This window comes from Tardiphaga sp. 37S4 (assembly GCF_021044645.1).
GTDB classification, from domain to species: Bacteria; Pseudomonadota; Alphaproteobacteria; order Rhizobiales; family Xanthobacteraceae; genus Tardiphaga; species Tardiphaga robiniae.
Genome location: NZ_CP088008.1, coordinates 4,302,084 through 4,325,920, shown reverse-complemented (window position 1 = coordinate 4,325,920; position 23,837 = coordinate 4,302,084). Strand labels below are relative to the sequence as shown.

Sequence of the window (23,837 nt, the reverse complement as noted above, 5' to 3'; positions counted from 1 at the left end):
CGGAGGAAAGAGCGATGCAGGTCAATCCCTATCTTCACTACAACGGCAATTGCGAAGAGGCTCTCAACTTCTATGTGAAGGCAATCGGCGCCAAGATCGACGTCATCATGCATGTGGAAGGCTCGCCTGCGGCGGAACAGATGCCACCGTCGATGGCCAAGAAGGTGCTGCATGGCCAGATCTCGGTCGATGGCGAGGTCATCATGGCTTCCGACGCGCCGCCGGATTATTTCGAGAAGATGCAGGGCATGTCGGTCTGTCTGCAGATCCAGGATCCTGCAGATGGCGCCAAGGTGTTCGCGGCATTGTCCGAGGGCGGCACCATCAAGATGCCGTTCGGCGCCACGTTCTGGTCAAAGGGATTTGGTATGTGTGTCGACAAATTCGGTGCGCCCTGGATGATCAACTGCGCGATGGAGTGATGTGAGGCGTACGCCGCTTTCTTACCTCTCCCCGCACCTGCGCGGGGAGAGGTCGCCGCGTCTTCGCGGCGGGTGAGGGGCGGGACACGATGCCAACCGCTTGATTGGCGTGTAGGGCTCGCTTCCGCTACAAGGCGCCCCGTCAGATCATTGGTGTTGTGAGAGGCTGTGCCTTGCTCCTCATCCCAGCCGGTGTGTCACGATCAGCGATCGAAGATGCGTCGCGGCCACGTTGAACAAGAAAAGAAAATCCCATGTCCGCCTTTACCCGCAACGCCGTCGTGCTCGGCCTGCTCTCCGCTGTCGGTCCCTTCGCCATCGACATGTATCTGCCGGCGCTGCCGGCGATCACCGCCGACCTGCACACCACGACCTCGGCGACGCAGATGACGCTGATTGCGTTCTTCATTGCGTTCGGCCTGTGCCAGATCGCTTATGGCCCGCTGTCCGACGTCTATGGCCGCAAGGCGCCGCTCTATGCGGGTCTGACGCTGTTCATCGCCGGGTCGATTGGTTGCGCGCTGGCGCCGGGTGTGGCGTGGCTGATTGCGTTCCGCTTTATCCAGGGTCTCGGCGCCGCCGCCATGGGCGTGATCCCGCGCGCCATCATTCGCGATCTGCACACCGGCCCTGAGGCGACCAGGCTGATGGCGCTGGTCATGCTGGTATTCTCGGTATCGCCGATCCTCGCGCCGCTCGGCGGCAGCGCGTTGATCGTGCCGTTCGGCTGGCGTGCGGTGTTCGTCGCAACGACCATCGCAGCCGTCATTGCCCTTGTGTTGGTGGCCTCGTTGCTGCCGGAGACGCGCCCCGCGCATGAGCGCATCTCGGGCAGCGTGCGCAATGTGCTCGGCAGCTTCGGCGAGCTTTTGCGCGACTGGCACTTCCTCGGGCTCACCTTCATCGGTGGTCTCGGCATGGCGAGCTTCTTTGCGTTTCTTGCGACATCGTCCTTTGTCTATATCGGGCACTACGGCCTGACGCCGACGCAATACAGCCTGGCTTTCTCGGTCAATGCCATCGGCTTCATTGGCGCCTCGCAATTCGCGGGCTATCTCGGTGGCCGCTTCGGCATGGGCCGCGTGGTGATGGCGGCGGTGTCGGCCTATGCGTTTTTCGCAGTCGTGCTGCTGGCGCTGACACTGGCCGGCTTCACCAGCCTTGCCGTGCTGATTCCGCTGCTGTTCGTCTCCTTCGCCTTCCTCGGTCTAGTGATCCCATCCACCATGGTGCTGTCGCTGGAGAACCACGGCCCCATCGCCGGCATCGCCTCCGCCCTGGGCGGTACGCTGCAGATGGTCAGTGGCGGTGTGATGATCGGCGTGTCCGGGCTGTTCTTCGACGGCACCTCGCTGCCGATGGTCGCGACCATCGCCTGCACGGCGGTTGGTGCGCTTGCCGTCAGTATCGCCACGCTACGCCCGCGCGAACTTTCGCCGCAGCTCGCGGAGTAGTAAAACTGCTAGGCTGCGCGCCGACGGGGTCGAGGTGAGGATGGGACGAATGTCGTTCGGCCTGACATTTGCAGCAGCGATAGGCTCCGGCCTGATGGCCGGGCTGTTCTTCGTATTCTCGGTCACGGTGATGACCGCGCTCGGCAAGTTGCCGGCACCGGCCGGTATTGCCGCGATGCAGTCGATCAACAGCACGATTCTCAGCCCGCCGTTCCTCACCGCTTTCATGGGCACGGTGCTGCTCTGCGTCATCATCGCTGTGATTGCGGTGCTGAACTGGTCGCATCCAGCGTCACCCTATCTCGTCACGGGTGCGCTGCTCTATACCGTCGGTACCTTCCTCGTCACCGTTGTCTTCAACGTGCCGCTGAACGACGCGCTCGCTGCCGCGCCGGCCGACAGCGCCGAGACTGCAAGTCTGTGGACGCGCTATCTGTCGGTCTGGACCGGCTGGAACCACGTGCGCACGGCGGCATCCACCGGCGCGCTGGCCTTTTTTATGCTGGGGCTCCGCGTTCTCTAGTGCAGACCTGCTGCCTCGTCGCCTCAGAACCGATACGTCGCGGTGCTCAGCAGCGTGCGGCCCATGCCGTAGAAGCAGTCGCCGAACGACAGACAGGTGGCGATGTTGCGGGTATCGGCAATGTTGGTGGCGTTGAACTGCAGCCGCCACGGGCCGTTGTCCCAGCGCACCATGGCATCGAACAGCGTGTAGTCCGGCGTGCGCAGCACGTCGATGCCGTCCCAGGATTCGCCGATGTAACGCACGCCGGCGCCGACGGTGACCTCTGGCAGGCCGAGCGAGGCCAGCCGATATTTGCCCCACAGAGACGCCTGCTGCTGCGGCACGCTGGCGACGCGCTTGCCGGCATTGTCGCCGGACTCGATCCGCGCGTCGGTATAGGCATAGGCGCCGATCAGGTCGAGATTGGGTGTGACGCTGGTCAGTACTTCCAGCTCAAGGCCCTTGATCCGCACCTGACCGGTCTGGATCGAGAAGATCGGATTGGACGGGTCGCCGGACAGTCGGTTCTTCTCGGTGGTATCGTAAAATCCGACATTGATCGCCGTGCCGGCGAACGGATTGTACTTGACGCCGACCTCATACTGCTCGCCGCGAACCGGCTTGCAGAACGTGGCGCAGGTGCCGGCGCCGAAAATCGGATTGAACGATTGCGCCCAGGACACATAGGGCGTCACGCCGAACGGCAATTCGTACATCAGCGCGGCGCGGCCGGTGGTGGCCCTGTCGTTCTGGGTGGGCAGTCCCTCGATACTATAGCTGACATAGTCCTGCCGCACGCCGAGCAGTGCGAGCCATGGTCCCAGCCGCATCTGGTCCTGCGCATAGAAGCCGGTCTGGCCCTGCTGTGCCTGCCGATCGTCGGTCAGCGAGGCCGAGAAACTGCTATAGACCGGCGCATACAGGTCGAATGGCCGCGGATCGAGGCCGGTGCCGCTGCGGGTTTTCTCGTGCAGGCCGAGATAGTCGATGCCCACCAGCACCTTGTGCGACACCGCGCCAGTCTGCAGCTTGATTTCGGCATTGCTGTCGGAGGTGAAGGCGTCCTTCGCGGCCTGACGGGCGTAGTAGATCCGCTGCACGGTACGCCGGCCGGCATCCAGGAATGGATTGGTCGGGTTGGAATACAGGTCCGGATACATGATGGCGTAATCGCCGTCGGTGTGGCTGTAGCGGAAGCTCTGCTTGATCTTCAGCACATCGCCGAAGCTCTGCTCGTAGAGGCTGGTGACGCCGCCGGTGGTGATGTTGTAGCGATCGTAATTCGGCTCGCCGGCAAAGCGGTTGACCGGGATGAAGCCGTTCGGGCCAGGCTTCAGCACGCCTTCGATGGGCAGGAAGGCGCTGAACGAGCTGGAACTGTCCTTCTGGTAGTTGCCGAGCACGGTCCAGGAGATGTCGTTGGTCGGACGCCAGGTCAACGACGGCGCCAGCAGGATGCGGTCGTTCGGCACATAGTCGACCTGCGAGTTGGAGTCGCGCAATACGCCGACGAAGCGATACAACCACTCGCCGTCCTTGGTCAGCTTGCCGGTGGAGTCCATCTGCAATTGCTTGCGGTCGAAGGAGCCATACTGCACGCCGATCTCGTTGCGGGATTCGGCCTGCGGGCGCTTCGACACTTCGTTGAGCACGCCGCCGGTGGACGAGCCGCCATACAGCACGGACGATGGTCCGCGCAGCACCTCGATGCGCTCCAGCGCATAGGGATCGCGGCGCCATTCCAGCACCTGGCTGAGCCGCGAGCCCTGCATGCCGTCGAGATAGCGGCTCGGCTCCTGGCCGCGGATCAACGTGTAGTCGCCGCGGGCATCGCCGCCGAACGGATCGGCGGTCACGCCGGGCACATAGCGCAGGGTTTCCTGGACAGATAGGCCGCCCTGGTCGGTGATGCGATCGGCAGTCACGACCGAGATCGACTGCGGCGTCTCGCGCAGTGGCGTGTCGGTCTTGGTGCCGCCCATGCCGCGATTGGCGAGATAGCCCTGCACCGGGCCGGTGGCGGTTTCCGCGCGAACCCAGGGAGCCGCGGTGACGGCCGCAACCGGCGCATTGTTGCGTGCCGCAGCCTGGCGTGTTGCACGCGCGCGAGCGGTCGATGGGCGGGTCGCTCGTGTACGCGCGGCCGGGCGAACGGGTTGATCCACCACCACGGCTGGCAATGCGGTGCTGCCTTGCGGCGATTGAGCCTGCGATGGCGTCGTGATCAGCGCCAGCATCGGCAGCGCCGTCCCGACCAGCCATCCCAGATGTGTGGAAGATTTGAATGTCATTTGCCCGCACCCCATTACCAAGTGATGCAGGCGACTTATCACGCAGCGACGCAGCCGGAAGACGTCCGGGGCGTCATACAATTAGTCTGGAATTAGTATCTCTCTAAGTTGGCAAAGCTGCGCGATCGAATCGGCAGCCGCGCAATCCGGATGATGCTGCACGTCATCCGGGCACGGACCTTCGCTAGCCGTTGATGCCCTCGCGCCGCAGCGTCGGCAGGCCGATGCCGGTGGCGTCGAAACCGCCGTCGACCGCCAGCATCTGGCCGGTGATGTAGCTCGACCGGTCGCTGCACAGGAAGAAGATCGCGTCGGCGAGTTCGTCCTCGCCGCCATAGCGATTGAGCGGGATCGCATCGTGATAATCGGCGCGGATCGCCGGCGTATGCACGGCCTTGGCCATCGCCGTCTCCACCGGGCCTGGCGCCACCGCATTGACGCGGATGCCGAGCAGCGCGAGCTCGACAGCGGACTGCTTGGTGAAGTGAATGATGCCGGCCTTGCTGGTGCCGTAGGCGACGCGCAGCGTGGACGCGCGTAGCGCCGAGATCGAGGCGATGTTGACGATGGCGCCGCCGCCATGCTCGCGCATCAAGGGGGCCGCCGCCTTGGTGCACAGGAACGGGCCGGTGAGGTTCACGGCCATGATGCGTTCCCACTCCTCCAGCGTCGTCTCGAGCAGAGGCTTGAAATTCGCAATGCCGGCATTGTTGACCAGCGCATCGAGCCGGCCGAAGCGGGCCTGCGTGGCGGCAAAGGCCTTGTCGACAGCAGCAGCGTCGGAGACATCCGTATGTAGCGCCAGCGTGTTGTCGGGATCGTTCAGCGCCTTGACGCTGGCATCGAGCAGCTCGCGCTCGATATCCAGCAGCGCGACACGATAGCCCTCGCCAAGAAAGCGCTTGGCCACCGCAAGGCCGATGCCGCGCGCGGCGCCGGTGACGAGTGCAACCTTGCGAATCTGTTCCTTGCCGTCAGCTTTGGTCATGTCCTGCCCTGTCGTCCTTGATCGTTGCAGGGCTGTTTAGAGAACGCAAACGGCCGGGACAAGCCCGGCCGCGAACTGGTTGTGGCAGGTCTGACCACTCAGAACCGGTAGGTCGCTGACCCCAACACTGTGCGCCCGATGCCGTAGAAGCAGTCGCCACGCGCGAGGCAGGTGGCGAGGTGCCGTTTGTCGGTGATGTTGCTGGCGTTGACCTGGAAACGCCAAGGGCCTGTCTCGTATTTGATCATGGCGTCGAACAGCGTGTAGTCCGGCGTGCGGAGCGTATCCGTGCCGTCCCAGGACTGGCCGATATAACGCACGCCGCCGCCGAGGGTGACGTCGCGCAGACCCAGCGACGTCAAGCGATAGGTGCCCCACAGCGATGCCTGGTGATCCGGCACGGTTTCCACATGCTTGCCGACATTGTCGCCGCTTTCAACCTTGGCATCGAGATAGGAGTAGCTGCCAATCAGTCTGAGGTCGGGCGTCACCTGGGTGATGACCTCGAGCTCCACGCCACGGATACGCACCTGTCCGGTCTGGATCGAAGCGATGAAACCATTTGCATCGGGCACGGATCCCGAGGCCAGCCGGTTCTTCTCAACTGTGTCGAAAATAGCGCCATTGATCGCGGTGCCCGGGAATGGATTGTACTTGAAACCGACCTCGTAGATCTCGCCGCGCTGCGCCTTGCAGATCTCGGCGCAGACATTGGCGCCGAAGATCGGATTGAACGACTGCGCGTAGGTGACGTAGGGGTTGAAGCCAACAGGCGTTTCATACATCAGGCCCACGCGGCCCGTTGTGGCCTTGGTGTCTTCGTCGGGGCTGCCTGCGACGCGGTTGCTGACATAGTCCTGTCGAACGCCGACCGTGGCGAGCCAGGGGCCGAGCCGCATCTGGTCCTGCGCGTACAGGCCGAGCTGGCTTTGCCGCACCGCGGGGGTGTCGGACAACACAGGCGCCGTAAGACTGGTGTAGACGGGAGCATAGAGATCGAACGGTGTTGGATCAAAGCCACCGCCTGAACGTGTGCGCTGGTTCAGGTCGCGATAATCGAGGCCGAACAGCATCTTGTGTGAAACAGGTCCGGTCAGCAGCTTGAGCTGGACATTGTTGTCCATGGTCAGGCTGTCCTTGGCCACTTCCTGGCTGGAAATGTAGCGCGCCACCGTTCGGTGCTCGGGATCCAGAAACGGATTCGAGGGATTTGAGTAGGAATCCGGGTAGGCCGTCCGATAGATGCCTTCGACATGCGTGAAGCGCAGGTTCTGGGTGATTTTCACGGCATCGTTGAAGCTGTGTTCGAACAGGCTGCTGAAAGCACCGGTCTCGGTCTGGTATTTGTCGTAGCCGGGATAGCTCGCGAAGCGATTCACCGGAATGAAGCCGTTCGGCCCCGCGAACAGCGTGCCTTCATGCGGCAGGAACGCCGTAGAGCTGCCGCTCGTGTCCTTCTGATAGGTGCCGAGCACAGTCCAGCTGGTGTTGTTGGTCGGCCGCCAGGTCAGCGACGGTGCCAGCACGATGCGGTCGTCCTTGGTGAAGTCGGTCTGCATGTTGCTGTCGCGGAAGACGCCGACGAAGCGATACAACCACTCGCCATCCTTGGTCAGCTTGCCGGTCGTATCGATCTGCACCTGCTTGCGGTTGAAGCTGCCAAATTGAACGCCGATCTCGCTCGCCGCTTCCGCCTGCGGGCGCTTCGAGATCAGGTTGATCAGGCCCGCCGTGGACGTGTCGCCGTACAGTACGGACGCCGGTCCGCGCATCACCTCGATGCGCTCGGCCGTATAGGGATCGGGCCGCCATTCGTTGAACCGATAGGCGTCCGCCGCGCGTGTACCGTCGAGATAGATATTGGGGTCCTGACCGCGGATGCGCGGATAGTCGCCGCGTGAGTCCACACCGTAGGCGTCGGCGAAGACGCCCGGGATATAGCGCAGGGCATCCTGAACACTCGTCGCGCCCTGATCGGCCATGCGATCGGTCGTGACCACCGTGATCGACTGCGGCGTCTCGCGCAGTGGCGTGTCCGTCTTCATGCCAGTGGTGCTCTGCCCGGCGAGGTAGCCCTGGACCGGACCCGTGCCGGATTCGAAAGCTGCAGCAGCCGGAGCGGCGGTCGCGGCCAGCGCCGTCGGGCCCCGCGTTGCAGTTCGACGGCTGGCGGCGGAGCGCGCCGCCTGCGACCGCTGCGGACGTGCCGGCGTGGCGCGCGGTTTGGCCTGCTCGACAACGACGGGCGGAAGCTGGCTCTGCGCCTGCGCCGGAGCTTCGATCGCGAAGGTCATAAGAACTGCGATAGACGCTCCGAAGAGTCGCTGTGAGGTTTGGGAAATGGCCACGCTTACGCTCCTTAGCTAATTTTCAGCTAAGTCGGTAACGCGCGCGTGAAGCGGTGTGAACGGCAAATGGCCATTTCCACAGGTTGCCAGCTTAGTATCGTTCTACTTTTCGATCTCTGAATATGCCCAAGGCCTGTATGGATGGATTTTGGCTCCTCTGTAGCGAAAATGGGCCAGTAGTTGTCGGGATACGCAGAGCCCATTCGTCCTTGGTTGACGTCATTCGCCAGGCTCATGTAGCGGCGATGTATTTCATCCATCCCGACAGGAGGTTCCCTTGTCCCTCACACTGCATTTCCATCCGCTGTCGTCCTATTGCTGGAAGGCGCTGGTCGCGCTGTACGAGAACGACACGCCGTTTACGCCGCATATGGTCAATCTCGGCGACGAAGCTGAGCGCGCGGCGCTGTTGAAACTGTGGCCGATCGGCAAATTCCCCGTGCTGGAAGATGATGAGCGCGGCGCGATCGTGCCGGAGTCCTCCATTGTCATCGAGTTTCTCGACCGGCATTTTCCCGGCCGCACGCGTTTCATCCCCGATGGCGACGCCGGCCTGCAGATGCGGTTACGCGACCGCTTCTATGATCTCTACGTGCACACGCCGACGCAGAAGATCGTCGGCGACCGTCTGGTGCCGGCCGACAAGAAGGATCCGCATGGTGTGGCCATGGCGCGGGCGTTGCTCACCACATCCTACGGCATGATCGACAAGCAGATGGCGACGAACGCGTGGGCGATGGGCGCAGCGTTCACGCTCGCCGACTGCGCCGCGGCTCCGGCGTTGTACTACGCGAACAAGGTGCATCCGTTCGGAGACGCACATCGCAACGTCTCGGCCTATCTTGGCCGGCTGCTGGCGCGTCCATCATTCGCACGGGTGGTGAAGGAGGCGGAGCCCTACGCGCACATGTTTCCGCAGGAGTGATCCATATGAGCGCTGACAAGACCCACGCCATCCGAGACCTGTTTGCAGCCTATCTGCGCAATGACCGCGGGGCCGTCGAAGATGCGTTCACGGACGACTTCACCTTTACGAGCCCGTTCGATGACGGGATCGACAAGGCGACCTATTTCGCCCGCTGCTGGCGTGTTGCCAACTGGATCGCGCAGCATGATCTTGAGCGTATCGCCGTCGATGGCGATACGGCGTTCGTGACCTATCGTTGCGTGGCGAAGGACGGCAAGAGTTTTCGCAACACCGAAGTCTTCGGCTTCGAGGGCGATCTCATCCGGTCGATCGATGTGTATTTCGGCGCGAGTTACAAGAACGGGGTGTTTCAGAAGCAGGTGTCGTAAGGGCGTAATCATACGAGTGCGGACAAGATCCGAACCATCCATTCGGATTCAGCCACTGATAGTCCCTCCACGCGAGAACTTAGCGCTCCGATCAACGAGGAAAACAACAAGATCAGTTTCCTGGACAGCGGTAACATTCATCTCGGCCTGATCCGCGGCAAGCATCAGCGCGGTGTGCGTTCCGACGTCGTGCTGTCCCGCAGATATTCTGCCTTGAAAAACATATAGCCAACGATCAAACCCGGGTTTGGACGGGAGGTCGATGCTTCGACCCGCCGATAGGTGGGTATCGTACAAATAGACGGCCTGACGTACGAAGGTCGGTGCGTCGGATACTTTCGGTCCGGTCAGCAACCGCCATTGATCGTTTCGCTCGATCTCATCGAGTTCGACAAATTGAACGATTGGCTCTTCGTCTGCGGCTTCAGGCCGAACGAAAATCTGCAGCATTTCGATCTGGTCGTCTCCGACAACTCGTTCTTCATGATGAAAACCGCGGCCTGCGTTCATCACCATCAACCGGTCGGGCGATATAAGTTCACTCTTTCCGGCGGAGTCGGTGTGTTGCATGCGGCCTGCGCGCATGTAGCTTATGATCTCGTCATTGCGATGCTCGTGCATCCTCACGACGAGGCCGGGTTGCAGCCGGGCGTGGTCGATAACGCCAAGCCCGCCGAAGCCTGCGTCGTTTGGCTGTCCCAGAGCGATGCCGGGACGGATGCGACGCAACTGGAATGGCCCTTGCGACCGCACCTGATGGCTTTCAGGCGAGACGACACCGATCCCTGCGATAGTTGGTGCTGAGGTCATGTTTTTTCTCCTTATCGCGTTTTCGAGCGAAGTGGATGCCGGTTCGCGTCAAGAAAACGCTTCAAACAAAAAGCTGGAGCTCGGTTCTGCTTCCATCAGAACCAATGAGGCTCCAGCTTCGGCGGGCGCGATGGCGTTACGGATTGATCGGCGGAAGCACTTCGCTGAACAGCAACTGGATGAGTTTTTGCCCATTGGGCGTTCCCCAGTTCTGAGCGAGTTCGGCGATCATCGTGTTGGTCGCTGTTAAAACAACGCCAGCATCCTGCATGCGCCGGCGGGACATATCCTCGGAGAGCTCGAATGGAGACCCCGAAGCGTCCATGACCGCTTGGACGCTGTAGCCTTCGGTCACCGCATCGATCGCCGGGAAGACAAGGCAGACATCGGTCGTGACACCGGCCATGATCAGATTCTTTCGTCCCGTTGCTTCCACCGCCGCCTTGAAGTTGACGTCGGTCCAGGCGTTGACGATGCCTTCGCGCTTGACGCGCGCTTTGAAGGCGTCTGGCAGGATCTCCTGCAGCTCCGGCAACAGCGGCCCCTGCAGGCGATCTTCCTGGCTCGACGTCAGGACGGTCGGAATGTTCAGGATGCTCGCTGTTTTCGCCAGTGCCAGCGACATGCGCTTGGCTCTGGCGACGTCGATGTTCTTGATCAACTGCATCGTGCCGATCTGATGATCGATGAGCAGAAGCGCGGAATTTTCCGGGGTGAAGTAATTGGGCATGATCTGACCTCGTTTGGCTCAAAGAGCGTCATTGCTCGCCCATAAGTGTAGAAATGAAACAAAGCCAGCGGCAGGCTTGAAAAATGACCTCATCATGTTTCATAAATGGAACATGACAGTCTTCGGAGATTTCGACGGCCTTGCGCTGTTCACTCGTATCGTCGAGGCCGGAGGGCTTGCGGCGGCCGAGCGTGCGACGGGCATTCCGAAAGCGACGCTGTCCCGGCGACTGTCGGTGCTGGAAAATACCTTGAACGTCCGACTCGTCCGGCGAACGAAGAAGGGCGTCGTGCTCACAGAGCAGGGGCAGCAACTTTTCGAACGAAGCCGTGCGGCCTTCTCGCTCGCTGAAGAGGCCGTAGCCGAGGTTCAGGACGAGCGCGCAGCCCTGTCGGGCAACATTCGTCTTTCCTTGCCGCCCGATATCGCCACTGCAGTGCTTGCGCCTGCGTTGATCCGGTTCGGGGCCAGACATCCCGATGTCGCGATTGAGATAACCCTTGCCGATCGCAGAGTGTCGCTGATTGAGGAAGGATACGATTTGGTGGTTCGGATGGGGCCGGTCGCGGACTCCGAACTCATCTTCAGGAGAATTGCCACCTTGCCGAGAGTGCTGGTCGCCAGCCCGGACTTTTTATCGGCACACTCCGGTTTGAAAGAGCCGCAGGACCTCAGGGAAATTCCCGCGCTTGCGATCCGTCGCGATCTGGTCGAATGGGATCTGCGAAACGACAAAGGCGTGACCGCGACTATCCATCCCAAAATCAGCTTTGCGGCCAACCGGCAGACGATATTGGTGGACGCCGCAATTGCGGGCCTCGGGATTGCCAACCTGCCATTCTTTTTGGTTGAAGCCGCACTGACATCCGGTGCGCTTATTCGCGTCCTGACAGACTGGGAGCCATCTCCTGTCGAAATGACGGCGCTGTGGCAAAAGGATAGGTTCAGCGGTCGCCTGATAAAGGCAATCGTGACCGAATTCGCAGATGCGCTGAAAGATGATCGGGCGTCGCGCTAGTCGATCATTCGAAATGCTGTTGAGCGATGATTGCGTCCGGGAGAGCCACACGGGCGGCCAGTTGTGATCCGGTAATTGTAGAAGCCTGGACCATGGTTGAAGGAAAAAATCCATTGGTCATGACGTCTGAAATAATTTCACCGGTCATGTCGGACTGGCAAAAGCTGCTTCGTCATCCTTGCAGTCGAACCTTCCAACGGAGAAAGACCGATGCGTTTCATGGTGATTGTGCATGCGAACAAGGACACCGAAGCCGGCGTGATGCCGACGACGGAACTGCTGACCGCGATGGGCAAGTTCAATGAAGAGATGTGCAATGCCGGCGTGATGCAGGCCGGCGAGGGGCTGCACCCGACATCGAAAGGCGCGCGGATCACCTTTACCGGCAGTGAGCCAGTGGTGAAGCAGGGGCCGTTCGATGTGACGCGCGATCTGATAGCGGGTTTCTGGCTGATCGACGTCGCCTCGAAGGACGAGGCGATCGCGTGGATGAAGCGCGCGCCGTTTGCGGCCGGTGACGAGATTGAGATCCGTCAGGTGTTTGCGGCCGAGGATTTCGGCGACGCCCTCACACCCGAATTGCGCGAGAAGGAAGAGCGCCTGCGGGCGCAAGCCGCCAAGAAATAAGCGACGAGATCAACGAGGATAATGACCATGCGATTCATGATGCTGATGATCCCCGGCGGCTATGAGACTGCGGCGCCGGGCACCGTGCCGGAGGACATCGAGCGCGTCGCCGCGATGATGGCCTATAATAAGGCGCTGATGGACGCTGGTGTGCTGATCACCTGCGACGGACTGCACCCGCCATCGATGGGCGCGCGGGTGTCCTTTCCATCCGGCAAGCCGGTGGTGACCGACGGGCCGTTCGCGGAGTCCAAGGAAGTGCTCGGCGGCTACTGGATGATCGACGTCGCCTCGCGCGATGAGGCCATCGCCTGGGCCAGCCGCTGCCCGGCGACGCCCAACGAGGTGATCGAGATCCGCCAGGTGCAGGAAATGGCCGATTATCCGGAGGACGTGCAGGCCGTCGCCTCGGGATTCGAGGAGATGCAGACCACCGCAAAGCGGCTCGGCTGAGGCAAAATCACTGCGACGGGCATGAAACGGTCGTGTCGCAACACGGCCGCATGCCTGCCGCAGGATTTCCGCATGCGGCGGGCGTTGATTTGTTGAGGGAATCTGCGCCGGTCACACCGTTTTGGTGTGACCTTTTGGCCCGGCTCATGTTAAAGCCCTTCACATGAGCTGGCGCAAAGACAGCCGCGGCGAGCGCGGTTATCACCACGGAAATCTGAAAGAGGCCCTGCTGCAGGCGGCACTGGGGCTGATTGCGGAGAAGGGGCCTGCGGGCTTCACCTTCGCCGATGCCGCGCGCACGGCCGGCGTCAGCGCGGCCGCGCCCTATCGCCATTTCCGCGATCGCGACGACCTCCTCGCCAGCATCGCGCAGCGTGGCTTCGAGCAGTTCGAGCAGGTGCTGACGGCGGCGTGGGATGATGGCCGTCCGAATACGGTCACGGCCTTCGAGCGGATCGGCAAGGCGTATTTGAACTTCGCCCGCACTGAACCGGCCTTCTATTCGGCGATGTTCGAATCCGGAATCCCCGTAGATTCCAGTCCTGAACTGGCCGCGGCGGGAGAACGTGCCTTCGGTGTGATCCGTGCGGCGGCAGAACGTTTGGCCGCCTTGACGCCGCCCGGTGTGACGCGTCCGCCGGCGATGATGATGGCGCTGCATATCTGGTCGCTGGCGCACGGCGTGGCCTCGCTGTTTGGCCGCGGCGATGCCGCGCGGCGCAAGCTGCCGATGTCGCCGGACGACCTGCTGGAAGCCGGCGCGCTGATTTATTTGCGCGGACTGGGCTTTCCAACCGACCAAAACGTCCACAAGTCCGACACAACTACAGCGCCCAAATCGGGTCCTTGGGGAACCGCCCCAAAATAATTCGCGGCGCTCCCCTAGCGGTCGCCTTGACAAAATCCGGCCGTGAGCTACGTATGTAAATGTTATTTACATTCACAAGCGGCATGGTGCCGCTGATGGAGAGGAAAATGGCCAACGCTGCAGATTACAATCGATGGGGTCCACCCGCCGATGATCGGGTGTCCTACCAGATGCGCTCACCATGGCACATCGTATTGATCGTGCTCGGTTTTATCATCTGGTGGCCGGTTGGCCTCGCACTTCTCTTCTTCACACTCGGGAGCAGAAAAATGGGTTGCTGGGATCGTAACGGCCGTTTCGAGAACAAGATGGAGCGGATGCAGTACAAGATGGAGCGCATGCGCAGCCGCATGGAGCGCTCAGGCTTCGGATCGGGCTTCGGCTTCGGCCCGCCGACCTCGGGCAACCGCGCCTTCGACGAATATCGCGTCGAAACCCTGCGCCGCCTTGAGGAAGAACAGCACGAGTTCAAGAACTTCCTCGATCGTCTGCGTCACGCCAAGGACAAGGAAGAGTTCGACCAGTTCATGGCGCAGCACCGCCCAAAGCCGACCCCGCCATCGGATAACAATCAGCCGCAGGGCTAACAGCCCGAAACTGATAGGCGTCAGGCGTAGCGCCCCCTTCGCCCGATGCCGACATCGCCGCCCGTCTGATCATTCAGGCGGGCGGTTTTGCTTTGTCACGGGCCCTTCACGAACAAGCGAATACCGCTTCATTTCTCGGCCAAAACACGCTTTGGTAACTCCGCATTAACCATGACTGGCGTCTGGTAAAAGCCGCAGAAACGCGTGCAAGCCCTTGTTTTGACATGTTGGCAGGGAATTTAGGGCTCGGCTTCGGACAAGCCCTCCATGCGACACAACAAGAACATTGCACTGGCGTTCCGCGCCGCGCGCGATGCGTGGCCGCGGCACCAGCGATGAGCAAGTCGCTGGCAAATTGAGGATTTTTGCGTTGAGAGGATACCGTTCATGAATCCGGCCGATGTGGCGCAGTCAGCCCTGCCGCTGGCTTCATCCGACGTTTCGCTGATCGCGCTGTTCCTGCAGGCTCACTGGATCGTGAAAGCGGTCATGCTGGGACTGCTGGGCTGTTCGGTGTGGGTCTGGGCGATCGCGATCGACAAGATGTTCCTGTATGCGCGCACACGCCGCGCCATGGACCGGTTCGAGCAGGCCTTCTGGTCCGGCGAGTCCATCGAGGATCTGTACCGCGCGCTCTCTGCCAAGCCGACGCAGTCGATGGCGGCGTGTTTCGTCGCGGCGATGCGCGAGTGGAAGCGGTCTTTTGAAAGCCAGGCGCGCTCCTTCACCGGTCTGCAGATGCGCATCGACAAGGTGATGAACGTCTCCATCGCCCGCGAGGTTGAGCGGCTCGAGCGCCGCCTTCTGGTGCTGGCGACGGTCGGTTCGGCCGGCCCCTTCGTCGGCCTGTTCGGCACCGTCTGGGGCATCATGTCGAGCTTCCAGGCGATTGCCGCCTCGAAGAACACGTCGCTCGCCGTGGTCGCACCTGGTATCGCCGAAGCGCTGTTCGCCACGGCCATCGGCCTTATCGCCGCCATCCCGGCGACTATTTTCTACAACAAATTCACGTCAGAAGTGAACAAACAGGCCCAGCGCCTGGAGGGGTTTGCCGACGAATTTTCAGCGATCCTGTCGCGCCAGATCGACGAGCGCGTCTGATGGGTGACGAATTGAACCTTGAAGTGAGCACCCTGTCATGGGGATGAATATGGGCTCGGGCGGTGGTGGCGGAGGTCGGCGCGGGCGCCGGCGTGCTGCCGTCATGGCCGAGATCAACGTCACCCCGATGGTCGACGTCATGCTCGTGTTGATGATCATCTTCATGGTGTCGGCGCCGCTGATGACCTCGACCATCGATATCGACCTGCCGATCGCGAGCGGCGGCAAGTCGATATCGCAGAATGCTCCGCCGCTCACCGTGTCGGTGAAGCGCACCGGCGGCGGCTGTAATTCGGCGGTCGAAATGTATGTCGGCGACGCCCTCGTGCCGGTGAGTGAGCTCGACGCCAAGATCAAGGCGATCCGGGCGACGCGTTCGGAAACAGACAACACCGTGTTTCTCCGTGGTGACAAGGACGTCTGTTACACGGACATGATGAAATTGCTCGGCACTGTTCGCTCTGCCGGATTCAAGGCCAATATCGTGATCCTGCCGGAGCAGGGGACGTAAGCTCGTGGAACAGCCGGTTGATCTGGGCAGGAGCAGGATTGGAAATCTGATCGTGAAGGTCGACAAGACACTCATCGCATCGGTAGCCCTGCACGTCATCGTGATCGGGTGGGGACTTCTCACGTTCTCTTCCAAGGCATTGGAAGTGATGCCGGAGGATTCCGTCGGGGTCGACATCAGCGTCGAAAGCCAGTCCATGGTCGGTCAAAAGACCGGCAAGAAGGAAAATCCGAAGCCGAAAGTGGAGAAGGTCGCCGAGGCCAAGCCGCCGGTCGAGGATACTGTCGGCAAGATCGACGACAAGAAGCCGCCGGTGATCACCGAGACGGCGCCGAAGGAACAGCCCAAGACCGACGAAAAGGCCGCTGCCGAAGCAGCAAAGGCGGAGGCAGCCGCAAAAGCCGAAGCCGCAGCCAAAGCCGCGGCCGATGCCAAGGCCAAGGCGGAGGCGAAAGCCGCGGCAGTCGCCGACGCCAAGGCAGAGGCCGAAGCGAAGGCAGAGGCTGACGCCAAGGCTCAGGCAGAAGCCAAGGCAAAAGCCGAAGCGCAGGCCAAGGCGAAAGCCGAAGCCAAAGCGAAGGCTGAGGCCAAAGCCAAGGCCGAAGAGACCAAGAAGGCTGAGCGTGTGTTTGACCAGTCGAAAATCGCAGCACTGATCGACAAGCGCGATCCGACCCGCAATTCGGTGACGGGCTCGGACCTTAATCCGAACGAGGCGCTCGGCACGTCAAAAGGCAAAGCCGGCAGCAACGTCGCCACCTGGGGCGCCATGTTCAAGCAGCAGGTGGATCGCTGCTGGAAGAAGCCGTATGGCGGCATCGAAGCCCAGCAGGTCGAAGCGGAGTTCAGCATCGCACTGAAGAAGGACGGCACGCTGGAGGCGACTCCGGTGGCGATCGGACGGCCGACCACGCCTTATCAACGGGTCTATCAGGAGAGCGGTCTGCGTGCGATCATCGATTGCCAGCCCTACAAGCTGCCGCCGCAGATGTTCGACGAATGGAAGTCGTTCAATCCTTATTTCACTGAAAAAATAACGTGACTTCGCGCTGCAACGAAGACCGCAACATGAAAAGCCCGGTACAAATGATTTTTAAAAATGAACTCGAAGGGTCGCTGCTGCGGCCCAGCCGCCGCCAGTTCATTGCCGGCGCCGCGTCGGCCGGTTTGATCATCGGCGGTCAACGCGCCGCTTTCGGTCAAGCCCGCGTGACGATCACCGGCGGTGACGTTGCGCCCATGCAGATCGCGATTCCGAATTTCAATGCCGGCACCGGCGCTGACAACGAAGTCAGCGTCGGCGTTTCGCAGGTGATCACTAACAATCTCAAGCGCAGCGGCCTGTTCGCGCCGATCGATCCGGCCGCCTTCGTCGAGAAGGCCGTCAACATCGACGCGCCGCCGAACTTCGTGAACTGGAAGACCGTGAATGCACAGGCGCTGGTCACCGGCCGCATGACCCGTCAGGGCGATGGTCGCCTGAAAGCCGAATTTCGTCTGTGGGACATCGCCACCGGTCAGCAATTGGCAGGCCAGCAATATTTCACCTCGCCGGAATACTGGCGTCGTATCGCCCATATCATTTCCGACCAGATCTACGAGCGCCTGACCGGCGAGAAGGGCTATTTCGATAGCCGCGTGGTCTTCGTTGACGAAACGGGCTCCAAGGAGCGCCGCGTCAAGCGACTGGCGCTGATGGATCAGGACGGTGCCAATGTGCGTTACCTGACGCGTGGTGCCGATCTGGTGCTGACGCCGCGGTTCTCGCCGTCGACGCAAGAGATCACCTATATGGAATTCGGCCAGGGTGATCCCAAGGTCTATCTCTTCAATATCGAGACAGGCCAGCGTGAGGTTGTCGGCAACTTCCCGGGCATGTCGTTCTCGCCGCGTTTCTCGCCGGATGGCCAGCGCGTCATCATGAGCCTGCAGCAGGGCGGCAATTCCAACCTGTTCGTCATGGACCTGCGGTCGAAATCGACGACGCGACTCACCGACACGCCGGCAATCGACACCTCGCCGTCATATTCTCCGGATGGCTCGAAGATCTGCTTCGAATCGGATCGCGGCGGCAAGCCGCAGATCTATACGATGGCGGCAACCGGCGGCGGTGCCCAGCGCATCTCGTTCGGCGAAGGCAGCTATTCGACCCCGGTCTGGTCGCCGCGCGGCGACTATATCGCCTTTACCAAGCAGGGTGGTGGTCAGTTCTCGATCGGCATCATGAAGCCCGATGGCTCCGGTGAGCGGCTGCTGACGTCGGGCTATCATAATGAGGGTCCGACCTTCGCGCCCAATGGCCGCGTGATCATGTTCTTCCGCGATACGGGCGGGGGCCCGTCCCTGTTTACGGTCGACGTGTCCGGCCGCAACGAGCTCAAGGTCCCGACGCCTGGCTTCGCGTCCGACCCGGCCTGGTCGCCATTACTATCGTAAACAAACGATTGGCAGCGACCGGCGGATTACCGGCTATTCCCGGCAAACTTTGCCCACCGCGCTGAAATCACGAGCAGATTTGCTGTTTATGCGAATGCGTAAACAGTTCGCTAACGATGTTCCCTCAGAAAGACTTCATCAGGACCCGGTACCAATGTGCGCCTGAACAGGACGCATTTACGCCCGATGCAGCTCGCCGACCACAACCGGACGAACAGCAAATCGATGTCGCCGTCGATCTACACGGCGCTCGTCGATTCCTTGTTCGAAAACCCGATTCCGATGCTGGCCGGTGCGGTCTGCGCCGGAACCGGCGCAGTCATGACTGCGGTGAAGACCGGCAACCCTTTGCTGTGGCCATGCGCCGCCCTGATCATCGTCATTGGCGCTTTGCGGGCCCTTCAGCTTAGCCGCTATGAAAAGCGCGAGACCGCGCTGACGCCCGACGAGGCGATCCGCTGGGAATTCAATTACATGGTTGGCGGCTCGCTCTATGCAGCCGCGTTGGGCCTGTGGTGTTGGGTCGTTCTGCTCGGCAGCGATGATCCGGTCGCGCATATGCTGGGTACGGCAGTGACCGTCGCTTATATCGCGGCCGGTGCCGGCCGAACCTATGGCCGTCCGAAGATCGCGCAGTTGCAGGTGCTCCTGGCGTGCGGTCCGATGGCGCTGGCGCTGATTATCCACGGTGACTTCTACTATATCGGCTTTGCGTTTCTGAACGTTCTGTTCTTTGTCGGCCTGCGCCGGATCACGCTTCGTCTGCATGACGTCTACGTCAAGGCGCTGCTGGCCACCGAGCGGGTCGGCTCCATCGCTGGCCAGTTCGATACGGCGCTGAACAACATGCCCAACGGCCTGTGCATGTTCGGCGCTGATGGTCGGTTGGCGGTGCTCAACAATCGCTTCACTGCGATGATGGAGATTTCAGAGGATCTCGTGCAGCGCGGCGTGACTGCTCGCGAAGTCGTCTCGCTCTGCGTCAATGCGGGGACGGTGTCGTCGGCCAGCGCGATGACCATCATCACCGAGATTGAAAGCTCGAAGGCGGCCGAAATCACGACCCTTGATCATGCCCACGAGAGCGAACGCGCATTGTCGTGGAAGTTTCAGCCGATGGTCGGCGGCGGCACGGTCGTTCTGCTTGAAGACATTACCGAGCGCCGCAATTCCGAAGCGCGTATCAGCCACATGGCGCGTTTCGACGAATTGACGGGGCTGCCGAACCGGGTCAGTTTCCGGAACGAAATCGGCCGCATGCTGAAGAGCTCGGACCAATCCACGCTGTCGGCCCTGCTGTTCGTCGATCTCGATCAGTTCAAGCAGGTCAACGATACGCTTGGTCATCCATGCGGTGATCAGCTGTTGTGCATGGTCGCCGATCGGCTGCGCGAAATGTTGCGCGCGGATGACTTCGTGGCTCGTTTTGGCGGCGACGAATTTGTCGTGTTCCAACGTGCCATCAAGACAAATCATGATGCAGCCGATCTGGCGCGTCGCATCGTCGAACGGCTCAGTGAGCGCTACGAGGTCGACAATCATCAGGTCGAGATCGGCGCCAGCGTCGGCATCGCCTTGACGGAACCCGATGTCAGCGCTGACAACCTTTTGAAGAACGCCGATATGGCGTTGTATCGTGCGAAGGCCTCAGGCCGTGGCACCTTCTGCTTCTTCCGCGACGAGATGGCCCAGACGGTCGAGGCGCGCCGCGTGCTCGAACTGGATCTGCGCCAGGCGCTCGCCAATGAAGAATTCGAGATTTACTACCAGCCGCTGGTCAATCTGAAGTCGGGACGCATCTCGACCTGCGAAGCGCTGCTGCGCTGGAATCATCCTGTCCGCGGCACTGTTTCGCCGGTCGATATCATTCCCGTCGCAGAAGACATGGGCCTGATCGTCGATCTTGGCCGGTGGATTCTGCGCAAGGCCTGTATCGAATGCATGAAGTGGCCGGACGCGGTCAGCGTCGCCGTCAACTTCTCGTCGCAGCAGTTTCATCAGCGCGATGTGTTGAGCGAGGTACGCTACGCCCTCGATGTGTCCGGGCTGCCGGCGCGTCGTCTCGAGATCGAGATCACCGAATCGTCGCTGCTGCGTAATACGCAGTGGACCCACGATGCCCTCGCGCAGCTTCACGCAGCAGGTTGTCGGATTTCGCTCGACGATTTCGGTACCGGCTATTCGAGCCTGAGCTATCTGCACAATTTCCCGCTGCAGAAGGTGAAGATCGATCGCTCATTCCTCGAAGGGATCGATACGGACCGTCCGTTGACGCTGCTGCGCGGCGTTGCGCGCCTCAGTGCCGATCTGGGAATGACGGTTGTCGTCGAAGGCATCGAGACCAACGAGCAACTCGAGCTGATCAGTGCCGACGGCACGATCAGCGAGGCGCAGGGCTATCTGTTCAGCCGCCCGGTGCCTGCGACCCGGATCAGGCAGCTCCTGGACGCGTCCCACGGACGTCGCGTGATCGAGCCCGGCGCCAATGTCGAGGCCACGCGCGCACCGGCCTGACCAGCCGCGGGCCACACTCTCGAATTTCCATTTCCATTCGTTTCGCGCGCCGAATAGGCCAAAAGGGTTAACCACATTGTGGCAGAACCTTTGACAACTTTTAAGAAAGCTTTAACCTTTCCTTACTCGCGTAGTCATGGCGTTGGTGCGTAGGAGACGGAATGATGGCTTCGGCCGATCAAGCGACTGAAGCTTCGAAGCGCAGCGATATTCTCGACCGGGTTGACTACCGTCTTGCCGAAACCGAAGCTGAGAAAGAGGCGATCTATAGCCTGCGCTATAGAGCCTATCTCCATGAGGGGGCTATCGAGCCTCGCGCGGATCGCCGTCTCGCCGACCGTTTCGATGATTTGCCGAATTCATGGACTTTCGGGATATTCGTTGATGGCGAGCTCGCCAGTTCGCTGCGCGTCAGCGTAGCGACGCCGGACAATCCGGAAACGCCCGCCGTCGATGCATTCGGGGACTTGCTGCGTCCCGAGCTAGAGAAAGGGAAGATCATCGTCGACCCGAACCGCTTCGTGGCCGACCCGAACAACCGCACCAAGTTTCCTGAACTGCCCTATATGACGGTTCGGCTGGGCTATGTCGCCTGCGGCTATTTCAAAGCCGATATCGGGACGGCGACCGTGCGCGCCGAGCATCGCGCGTTCTATCGCAAGGTTTTCCTGCAGACGCCGATGTGCGAGCCGCGGCCTTATCCGACGCTGACAAAGCCGCTATGCCTGATGGCGGCCGACTACGCCGCGGTGCGCGAACGCATTTTCATGCGCTACCCACATTTCCGCTCCAGTCTCTTCGAGCAGCGGGCTCTGTTCGAGCGCAAGAGCGAGCCCCTGGCGCCGGATCTTCATTCATCTGAGTTCCATATCGCCCAGGCCGCGGTGTTGCCCCGCACCTGAGGGTGAAGGGGGGCGACAGTCCGGTCGCCGGTCATTGCTGGCTATCCCAGCAGTCCCGCAGCGGGATTCTGCCTAAAACCAGCTGCTTTCTCAGAACCTTCACCGTCGCGCCACATTTGCCAACCATTAACCACGTCGTTGCTTTTTCGCGGCCTGTGGCTTTTGATCGGTTTTGGCAACACCTCATCAAGGTTGACGGAACGTTCGCTTAACCAACGCCCTGTAGACCGAATGACAGTTGGGTAAAGCGTGAGCGTGGAGGCTCCGGGAATGAAGCATCAGATGCGTATCCTCCAGGGATTAAAACTGGCTGCAGTGCTGGCCGTGGCGCTGTCGATGGGCGCCTGCGCCAACAAGAACGGTTTGGGTGCCGATGGTGCGATGGCCAATGCCGCCACGCCGGGCAGCCAGCAGGACTTCGTCGTCAATGTCGGCGATCGCGTGTTCTTCGAGAGCGATCAGACCGAACTGTCGCCGCAGGCGATCGCGACCCTGGACAAGCAGGCGCAGTGGCTGCAGCAGTACAACCGCTATTCCTTCACCATCGAAGGTCATGCGGACGAGCGCGGCACCCGCGAATACAATATTGCGCTCGGCGCCCGCCGTGCCCAGTCGGTTCGCACCTTCCTGGCCTCGCGCGGGATCGATGCCAGCCGGATGCGCACCATCTCCTACGGCAAGGAACGTCCGGTCGCGGTGTGTAACGACATCTCGTGCTGGTCGCAGAACCGCCGTGCAGTTACCGTGCTGAACGCCGGCGCGTAAGCGACGTCTGATATCAAACAGAACGGCGTCTGCCCCCGGGGCAGGCGCCGTTTTTGTTTTCAACGGGCGCCTTTGTCGCTGTCGAAAGTCACATTTTTGGCGTAGTGAAATCCTCATCGTGATGCGCGCCGATGGGGCGCGAAACCGGTCATTTTCAGGCTCAAATGTCATCCAGATCTCATTCGCTCGCCGGCGCTGCACTCGTCTCCATGCTGCTCGTCACGGCTTCGCCGGTTTGGGCGCAGTTGTTTGGTCAACCGGCTCCCCGTCAGCAGGGCTACGGCCAGCAGTCGGGCGACGACGATGCCGATCAGGGCTTGCAGATCGAGCGGTTGCAGAACCAGCTGCGGCAGCTCACCGGCCAGAACGAGGAGCTGCAATTCCGGAACCGCCAGCTCGAAGATCAGCTGCGGCAGCTGCAGGCCGGTGGCGCCCCGGCCGGTGCGCCTCCCGGTGCTGCCGGTGGCCGGCCCAATATCGCTGCCGCCCCGGTGCAGCAGGCGCCGCAGCCCGGTTACAATCAGCAACAGCCGCAGATCGCGGCACCTGCACCAATTGCTCAGGATCCCGCGCCGGCTCCTCGCGTTGGCCGTCGTAACGATGCGTTCGATCCCAATGCGAACCCCAATGCGCCGGGGGTGCCGCGCGCGCTGGGTGGCGGGCAGCAGCCCATGCCCGCAAACGCACCGGTCGGTGCACAGGGCGGTCGTGGGGCCGGCGAGCCGCTCCCGCTGGGTAATGCCGCCCCGGCCGGAGCAGCGCCAGCACTGACGACCTTGCCGCCGGGCGCGACCCCGAAGGACGAGTTCGATCTCGGCATTGGCTATATGCAGCGTCGTGATTATGCGCTGGCCGAAGAGACTATGCGCAACTTCGCCCAGAAATATCCTGGCGATCCAATGATTGCGGATTCGCAGTATTGGCTCGGCGAGAGCTTCTTCCAGCGTCAGAAATATCGCGATGCCGCCGAAGTATTCCTCGGCGTGACCACGAAATACGACACCTCCGCCAAGGCGCCCGATGCGTTGCTGCGGCTTGGCCAGTCGCTGGCCGCGCTGAAGGAAAAGGAAGCGGCCTGTGCCGCCTTCGGTGAAGTGACACGGAAATATCCCCGTGCCTCGGCCGGCGTGAAACAGGGCGTGGACCGCGAGCAAAAACGCGTTAAGTGCTAGGTGATCGACCCGGACGATGAGCCGGGTCGCAACCGGTTC

Annotated in this window: 24 protein-coding genes; 18 read left to right on the top strand and 6 right to left on the bottom strand. The window is 61.4% G+C overall.

Going from position 1 to position 23,837, the window contains the following annotated elements:
• Positions 1–14 precede the first annotated feature (14 nt).
• The 3 genes from LPB73_RS20545 (at position 15) to LPB73_RS20535 (ending at position 2,399) form a co-directional block, all read left to right on the top strand.
• Positions 15–422, top strand: coding sequence for a VOC family protein (locus LPB73_RS20545; RefSeq protein ID WP_068733526.1), 408 nt, complete (start codon positions 15–17; stop codon positions 420–422).
• Positions 423–676: 254 nt separating this feature from the next.
• The gene (locus LPB73_RS20540; RefSeq protein WP_231077991.1) at positions 677–1,876 is read left to right on the top strand and encodes a multidrug effflux MFS transporter; all 1,200 of its coding nucleotides are present in this window, start codon (positions 677–679) and stop codon (positions 1,874–1,876) included.
• Between the two features lie 40 nt (positions 1,877–1,916).
• Positions 1,917–2,399 carry a DUF1772 domain-containing protein gene (locus LPB73_RS20535; RefSeq protein ID WP_231077990.1) on the top strand — a complete coding sequence of 161 codons (483 nt, stop codon included), beginning with the start codon at positions 1,917–1,919 and terminating at the stop codon, positions 2,397–2,399.
• Between the two features lie 23 nt (positions 2,400–2,422).
• Here LPB73_RS20535 and LPB73_RS20530 read toward each other — a convergent pair whose 3' ends face one another.
• From LPB73_RS20530 to LPB73_RS20520, 3 genes are all read right to left on the bottom strand, one after another.
• Entirely contained in the window at positions 2,423–4,672 is a 2,250-nt protein-coding gene (locus LPB73_RS20530; RefSeq protein ID WP_231077989.1) for a TonB-dependent siderophore receptor, read from the bottom strand.
• Positions 4,673–4,856: 184 nt separating this feature from the next.
• Positions 4,857–5,660 (bottom strand): SDR family NAD(P)-dependent oxidoreductase, encoded by an 804-nt coding sequence (locus tag LPB73_RS20525; RefSeq protein ID WP_092139189.1) that lies wholly within the window; start codon positions 5,658–5,660, stop codon positions 4,857–4,859.
• Between the two features lie 98 nt (positions 5,661–5,758).
• Complete coding sequence (locus tag LPB73_RS20520) at positions 5,759–7,954, bottom strand: TonB-dependent siderophore receptor (RefSeq protein ID WP_231077988.1); 2,196 nt, start codon at positions 7,952–7,954, stop codon at positions 5,759–5,761.
• Positions 7,955–8,285: 331 nt separating this feature from the next.
• Here LPB73_RS20520 and LPB73_RS20515 point away from each other — a divergent pair, with 331 nt between their 5' ends.
• Positions 8,286–8,933, top strand: coding sequence for a glutathione S-transferase family protein (locus LPB73_RS20515; RefSeq protein ID WP_231077987.1), 648 nt, complete (start codon positions 8,286–8,288; stop codon positions 8,931–8,933).
• Between the two features lie 5 nt (positions 8,934–8,938).
• The gene (locus LPB73_RS20510; protein WP_231077986.1) at positions 8,939–9,304 is read left to right on the top strand and encodes a nuclear transport factor 2 family protein; all 366 of its coding nucleotides are present in this window, start codon (positions 8,939–8,941) and stop codon (positions 9,302–9,304) included.
• 48 nt (positions 9,305–9,352) lie between these two features.
• Here LPB73_RS20510 and LPB73_RS20505 read toward each other — a convergent pair whose 3' ends face one another.
• Positions 9,353–10,114, bottom strand: coding sequence for a pirin family protein (locus tag LPB73_RS20505; RefSeq protein WP_231077985.1), 762 nt, complete (start codon positions 10,112–10,114; stop codon positions 9,353–9,355).
• A gap of 136 nt (positions 10,115–10,250) precedes the next feature.
• Positions 10,251–10,844, bottom strand: a complete 594-nt coding sequence (locus LPB73_RS20500; RefSeq protein WP_231077984.1) for an isochorismatase family protein — start codon at positions 10,842–10,844, stop codon at positions 10,251–10,253.
• A gap of 76 nt (positions 10,845–10,920) precedes the next feature.
• Here LPB73_RS20500 and LPB73_RS20495 point away from each other — a divergent pair, with 76 nt between their 5' ends.
• Complete coding sequence (locus tag LPB73_RS20495; RefSeq protein WP_231077983.1) at positions 10,921–11,862, top strand: LysR family transcriptional regulator; 942 nt, start codon at positions 10,921–10,923, stop codon at positions 11,860–11,862.
• Positions 11,863–11,866: 4 nt separating this feature from the next.
• On the opposite strand, the gene LPB73_RS20490 is transcribed toward LPB73_RS20495, so the two are convergent.
• The gene (locus LPB73_RS20490; RefSeq protein ID WP_231077982.1) at positions 11,867–12,010 is read right to left on the bottom strand and encodes a hypothetical protein; all 144 of its coding nucleotides are present in this window, start codon (positions 12,008–12,010) and stop codon (positions 11,867–11,869) included.
• Positions 12,011–12,072: 62 nt separating this feature from the next.
• Between LPB73_RS20490 and LPB73_RS20485 the strand changes: the two genes are divergently transcribed.
• From LPB73_RS20485 to ybgF, 12 genes are all read left to right on the top strand, one after another.
• Positions 12,073–12,489: a YciI family protein gene (locus tag LPB73_RS20485; protein WP_093759407.1), complete on the top strand. Its 417-nt coding sequence runs from the start codon at positions 12,073–12,075 to the stop codon at positions 12,487–12,489.
• 27 nt (positions 12,490–12,516) lie between these two features.
• Positions 12,517–12,942, top strand: coding sequence for a YciI family protein (locus tag LPB73_RS20480; RefSeq protein ID WP_231077981.1), 426 nt, complete (start codon positions 12,517–12,519; stop codon positions 12,940–12,942).
• Positions 12,943–13,105: 163 nt separating this feature from the next.
• Entirely contained in the window at positions 13,106–13,810 is a 705-nt protein-coding gene (locus LPB73_RS20475) for a TetR/AcrR family transcriptional regulator (protein ID WP_231077980.1), read from the top strand.
• A 107-nt stretch (positions 13,811–13,917) separates the two neighbouring features.
• Positions 13,918–14,397, top strand: a complete 480-nt coding sequence (locus LPB73_RS20470; protein ID WP_231077979.1) for a DUF2852 domain-containing protein — start codon at positions 13,918–13,920, stop codon at positions 14,395–14,397.
• Positions 14,398–14,784: 387 nt separating this feature from the next.
• Positions 14,785–15,498 (top strand): protein TolQ, encoded by a 714-nt coding sequence (tolQ, locus tag LPB73_RS20465; RefSeq protein WP_089261977.1) that lies wholly within the window; start codon positions 14,785–14,787, stop codon positions 15,496–15,498.
• A 37-nt stretch (positions 15,499–15,535) separates the two neighbouring features.
• Positions 15,536–16,009: a biopolymer transporter ExbD gene (locus LPB73_RS20460; protein WP_093759405.1), complete on the top strand. Its 474-nt coding sequence runs from the start codon at positions 15,536–15,538 to the stop codon at positions 16,007–16,009.
• A gap of 52 nt (positions 16,010–16,061) precedes the next feature.
• Positions 16,062–17,051, top strand: coding sequence for a cell envelope integrity protein TolA (gene tolA, locus LPB73_RS20455; protein ID WP_414716812.1), 990 nt, complete (start codon positions 16,062–16,064; stop codon positions 17,049–17,051).
• A gap of 44 nt (positions 17,052–17,095) precedes the next feature.
• Complete coding sequence (gene tolB / locus LPB73_RS20450; protein ID WP_231077978.1) at positions 17,096–18,445, top strand: Tol-Pal system beta propeller repeat protein TolB; 1,350 nt, start codon at positions 17,096–17,098, stop codon at positions 18,443–18,445.
• Positions 18,446–18,631: 186 nt separating this feature from the next.
• Positions 18,632–20,959: a putative bifunctional diguanylate cyclase/phosphodiesterase gene (locus tag LPB73_RS20445; RefSeq protein ID WP_089261975.1), complete on the top strand. Its 2,328-nt coding sequence runs from the start codon at positions 18,632–18,634 to the stop codon at positions 20,957–20,959.
• A 161-nt stretch (positions 20,960–21,120) separates the two neighbouring features.
• Positions 21,121–21,861 (top strand): N-acyl amino acid synthase FeeM domain-containing protein, encoded by a 741-nt coding sequence (locus LPB73_RS20440; protein WP_414716811.1) that lies wholly within the window; start codon positions 21,121–21,123, stop codon positions 21,859–21,861.
• 270 nt (positions 21,862–22,131) lie between these two features.
• Positions 22,132–22,626, top strand: coding sequence for a peptidoglycan-associated lipoprotein Pal (pal, locus tag LPB73_RS20435; protein WP_068733555.1), 495 nt, complete (start codon positions 22,132–22,134; stop codon positions 22,624–22,626).
• Between the two features lie 164 nt (positions 22,627–22,790).
• Positions 22,791–23,798 carry a tol-pal system protein YbgF gene (gene ybgF / locus LPB73_RS20430; RefSeq protein ID WP_175366427.1) on the top strand — a complete coding sequence of 336 codons (1,008 nt, stop codon included), beginning with the start codon at positions 22,791–22,793 and terminating at the stop codon, positions 23,796–23,798.
• Positions 23,799–23,837 lie beyond the last annotated feature (39 nt).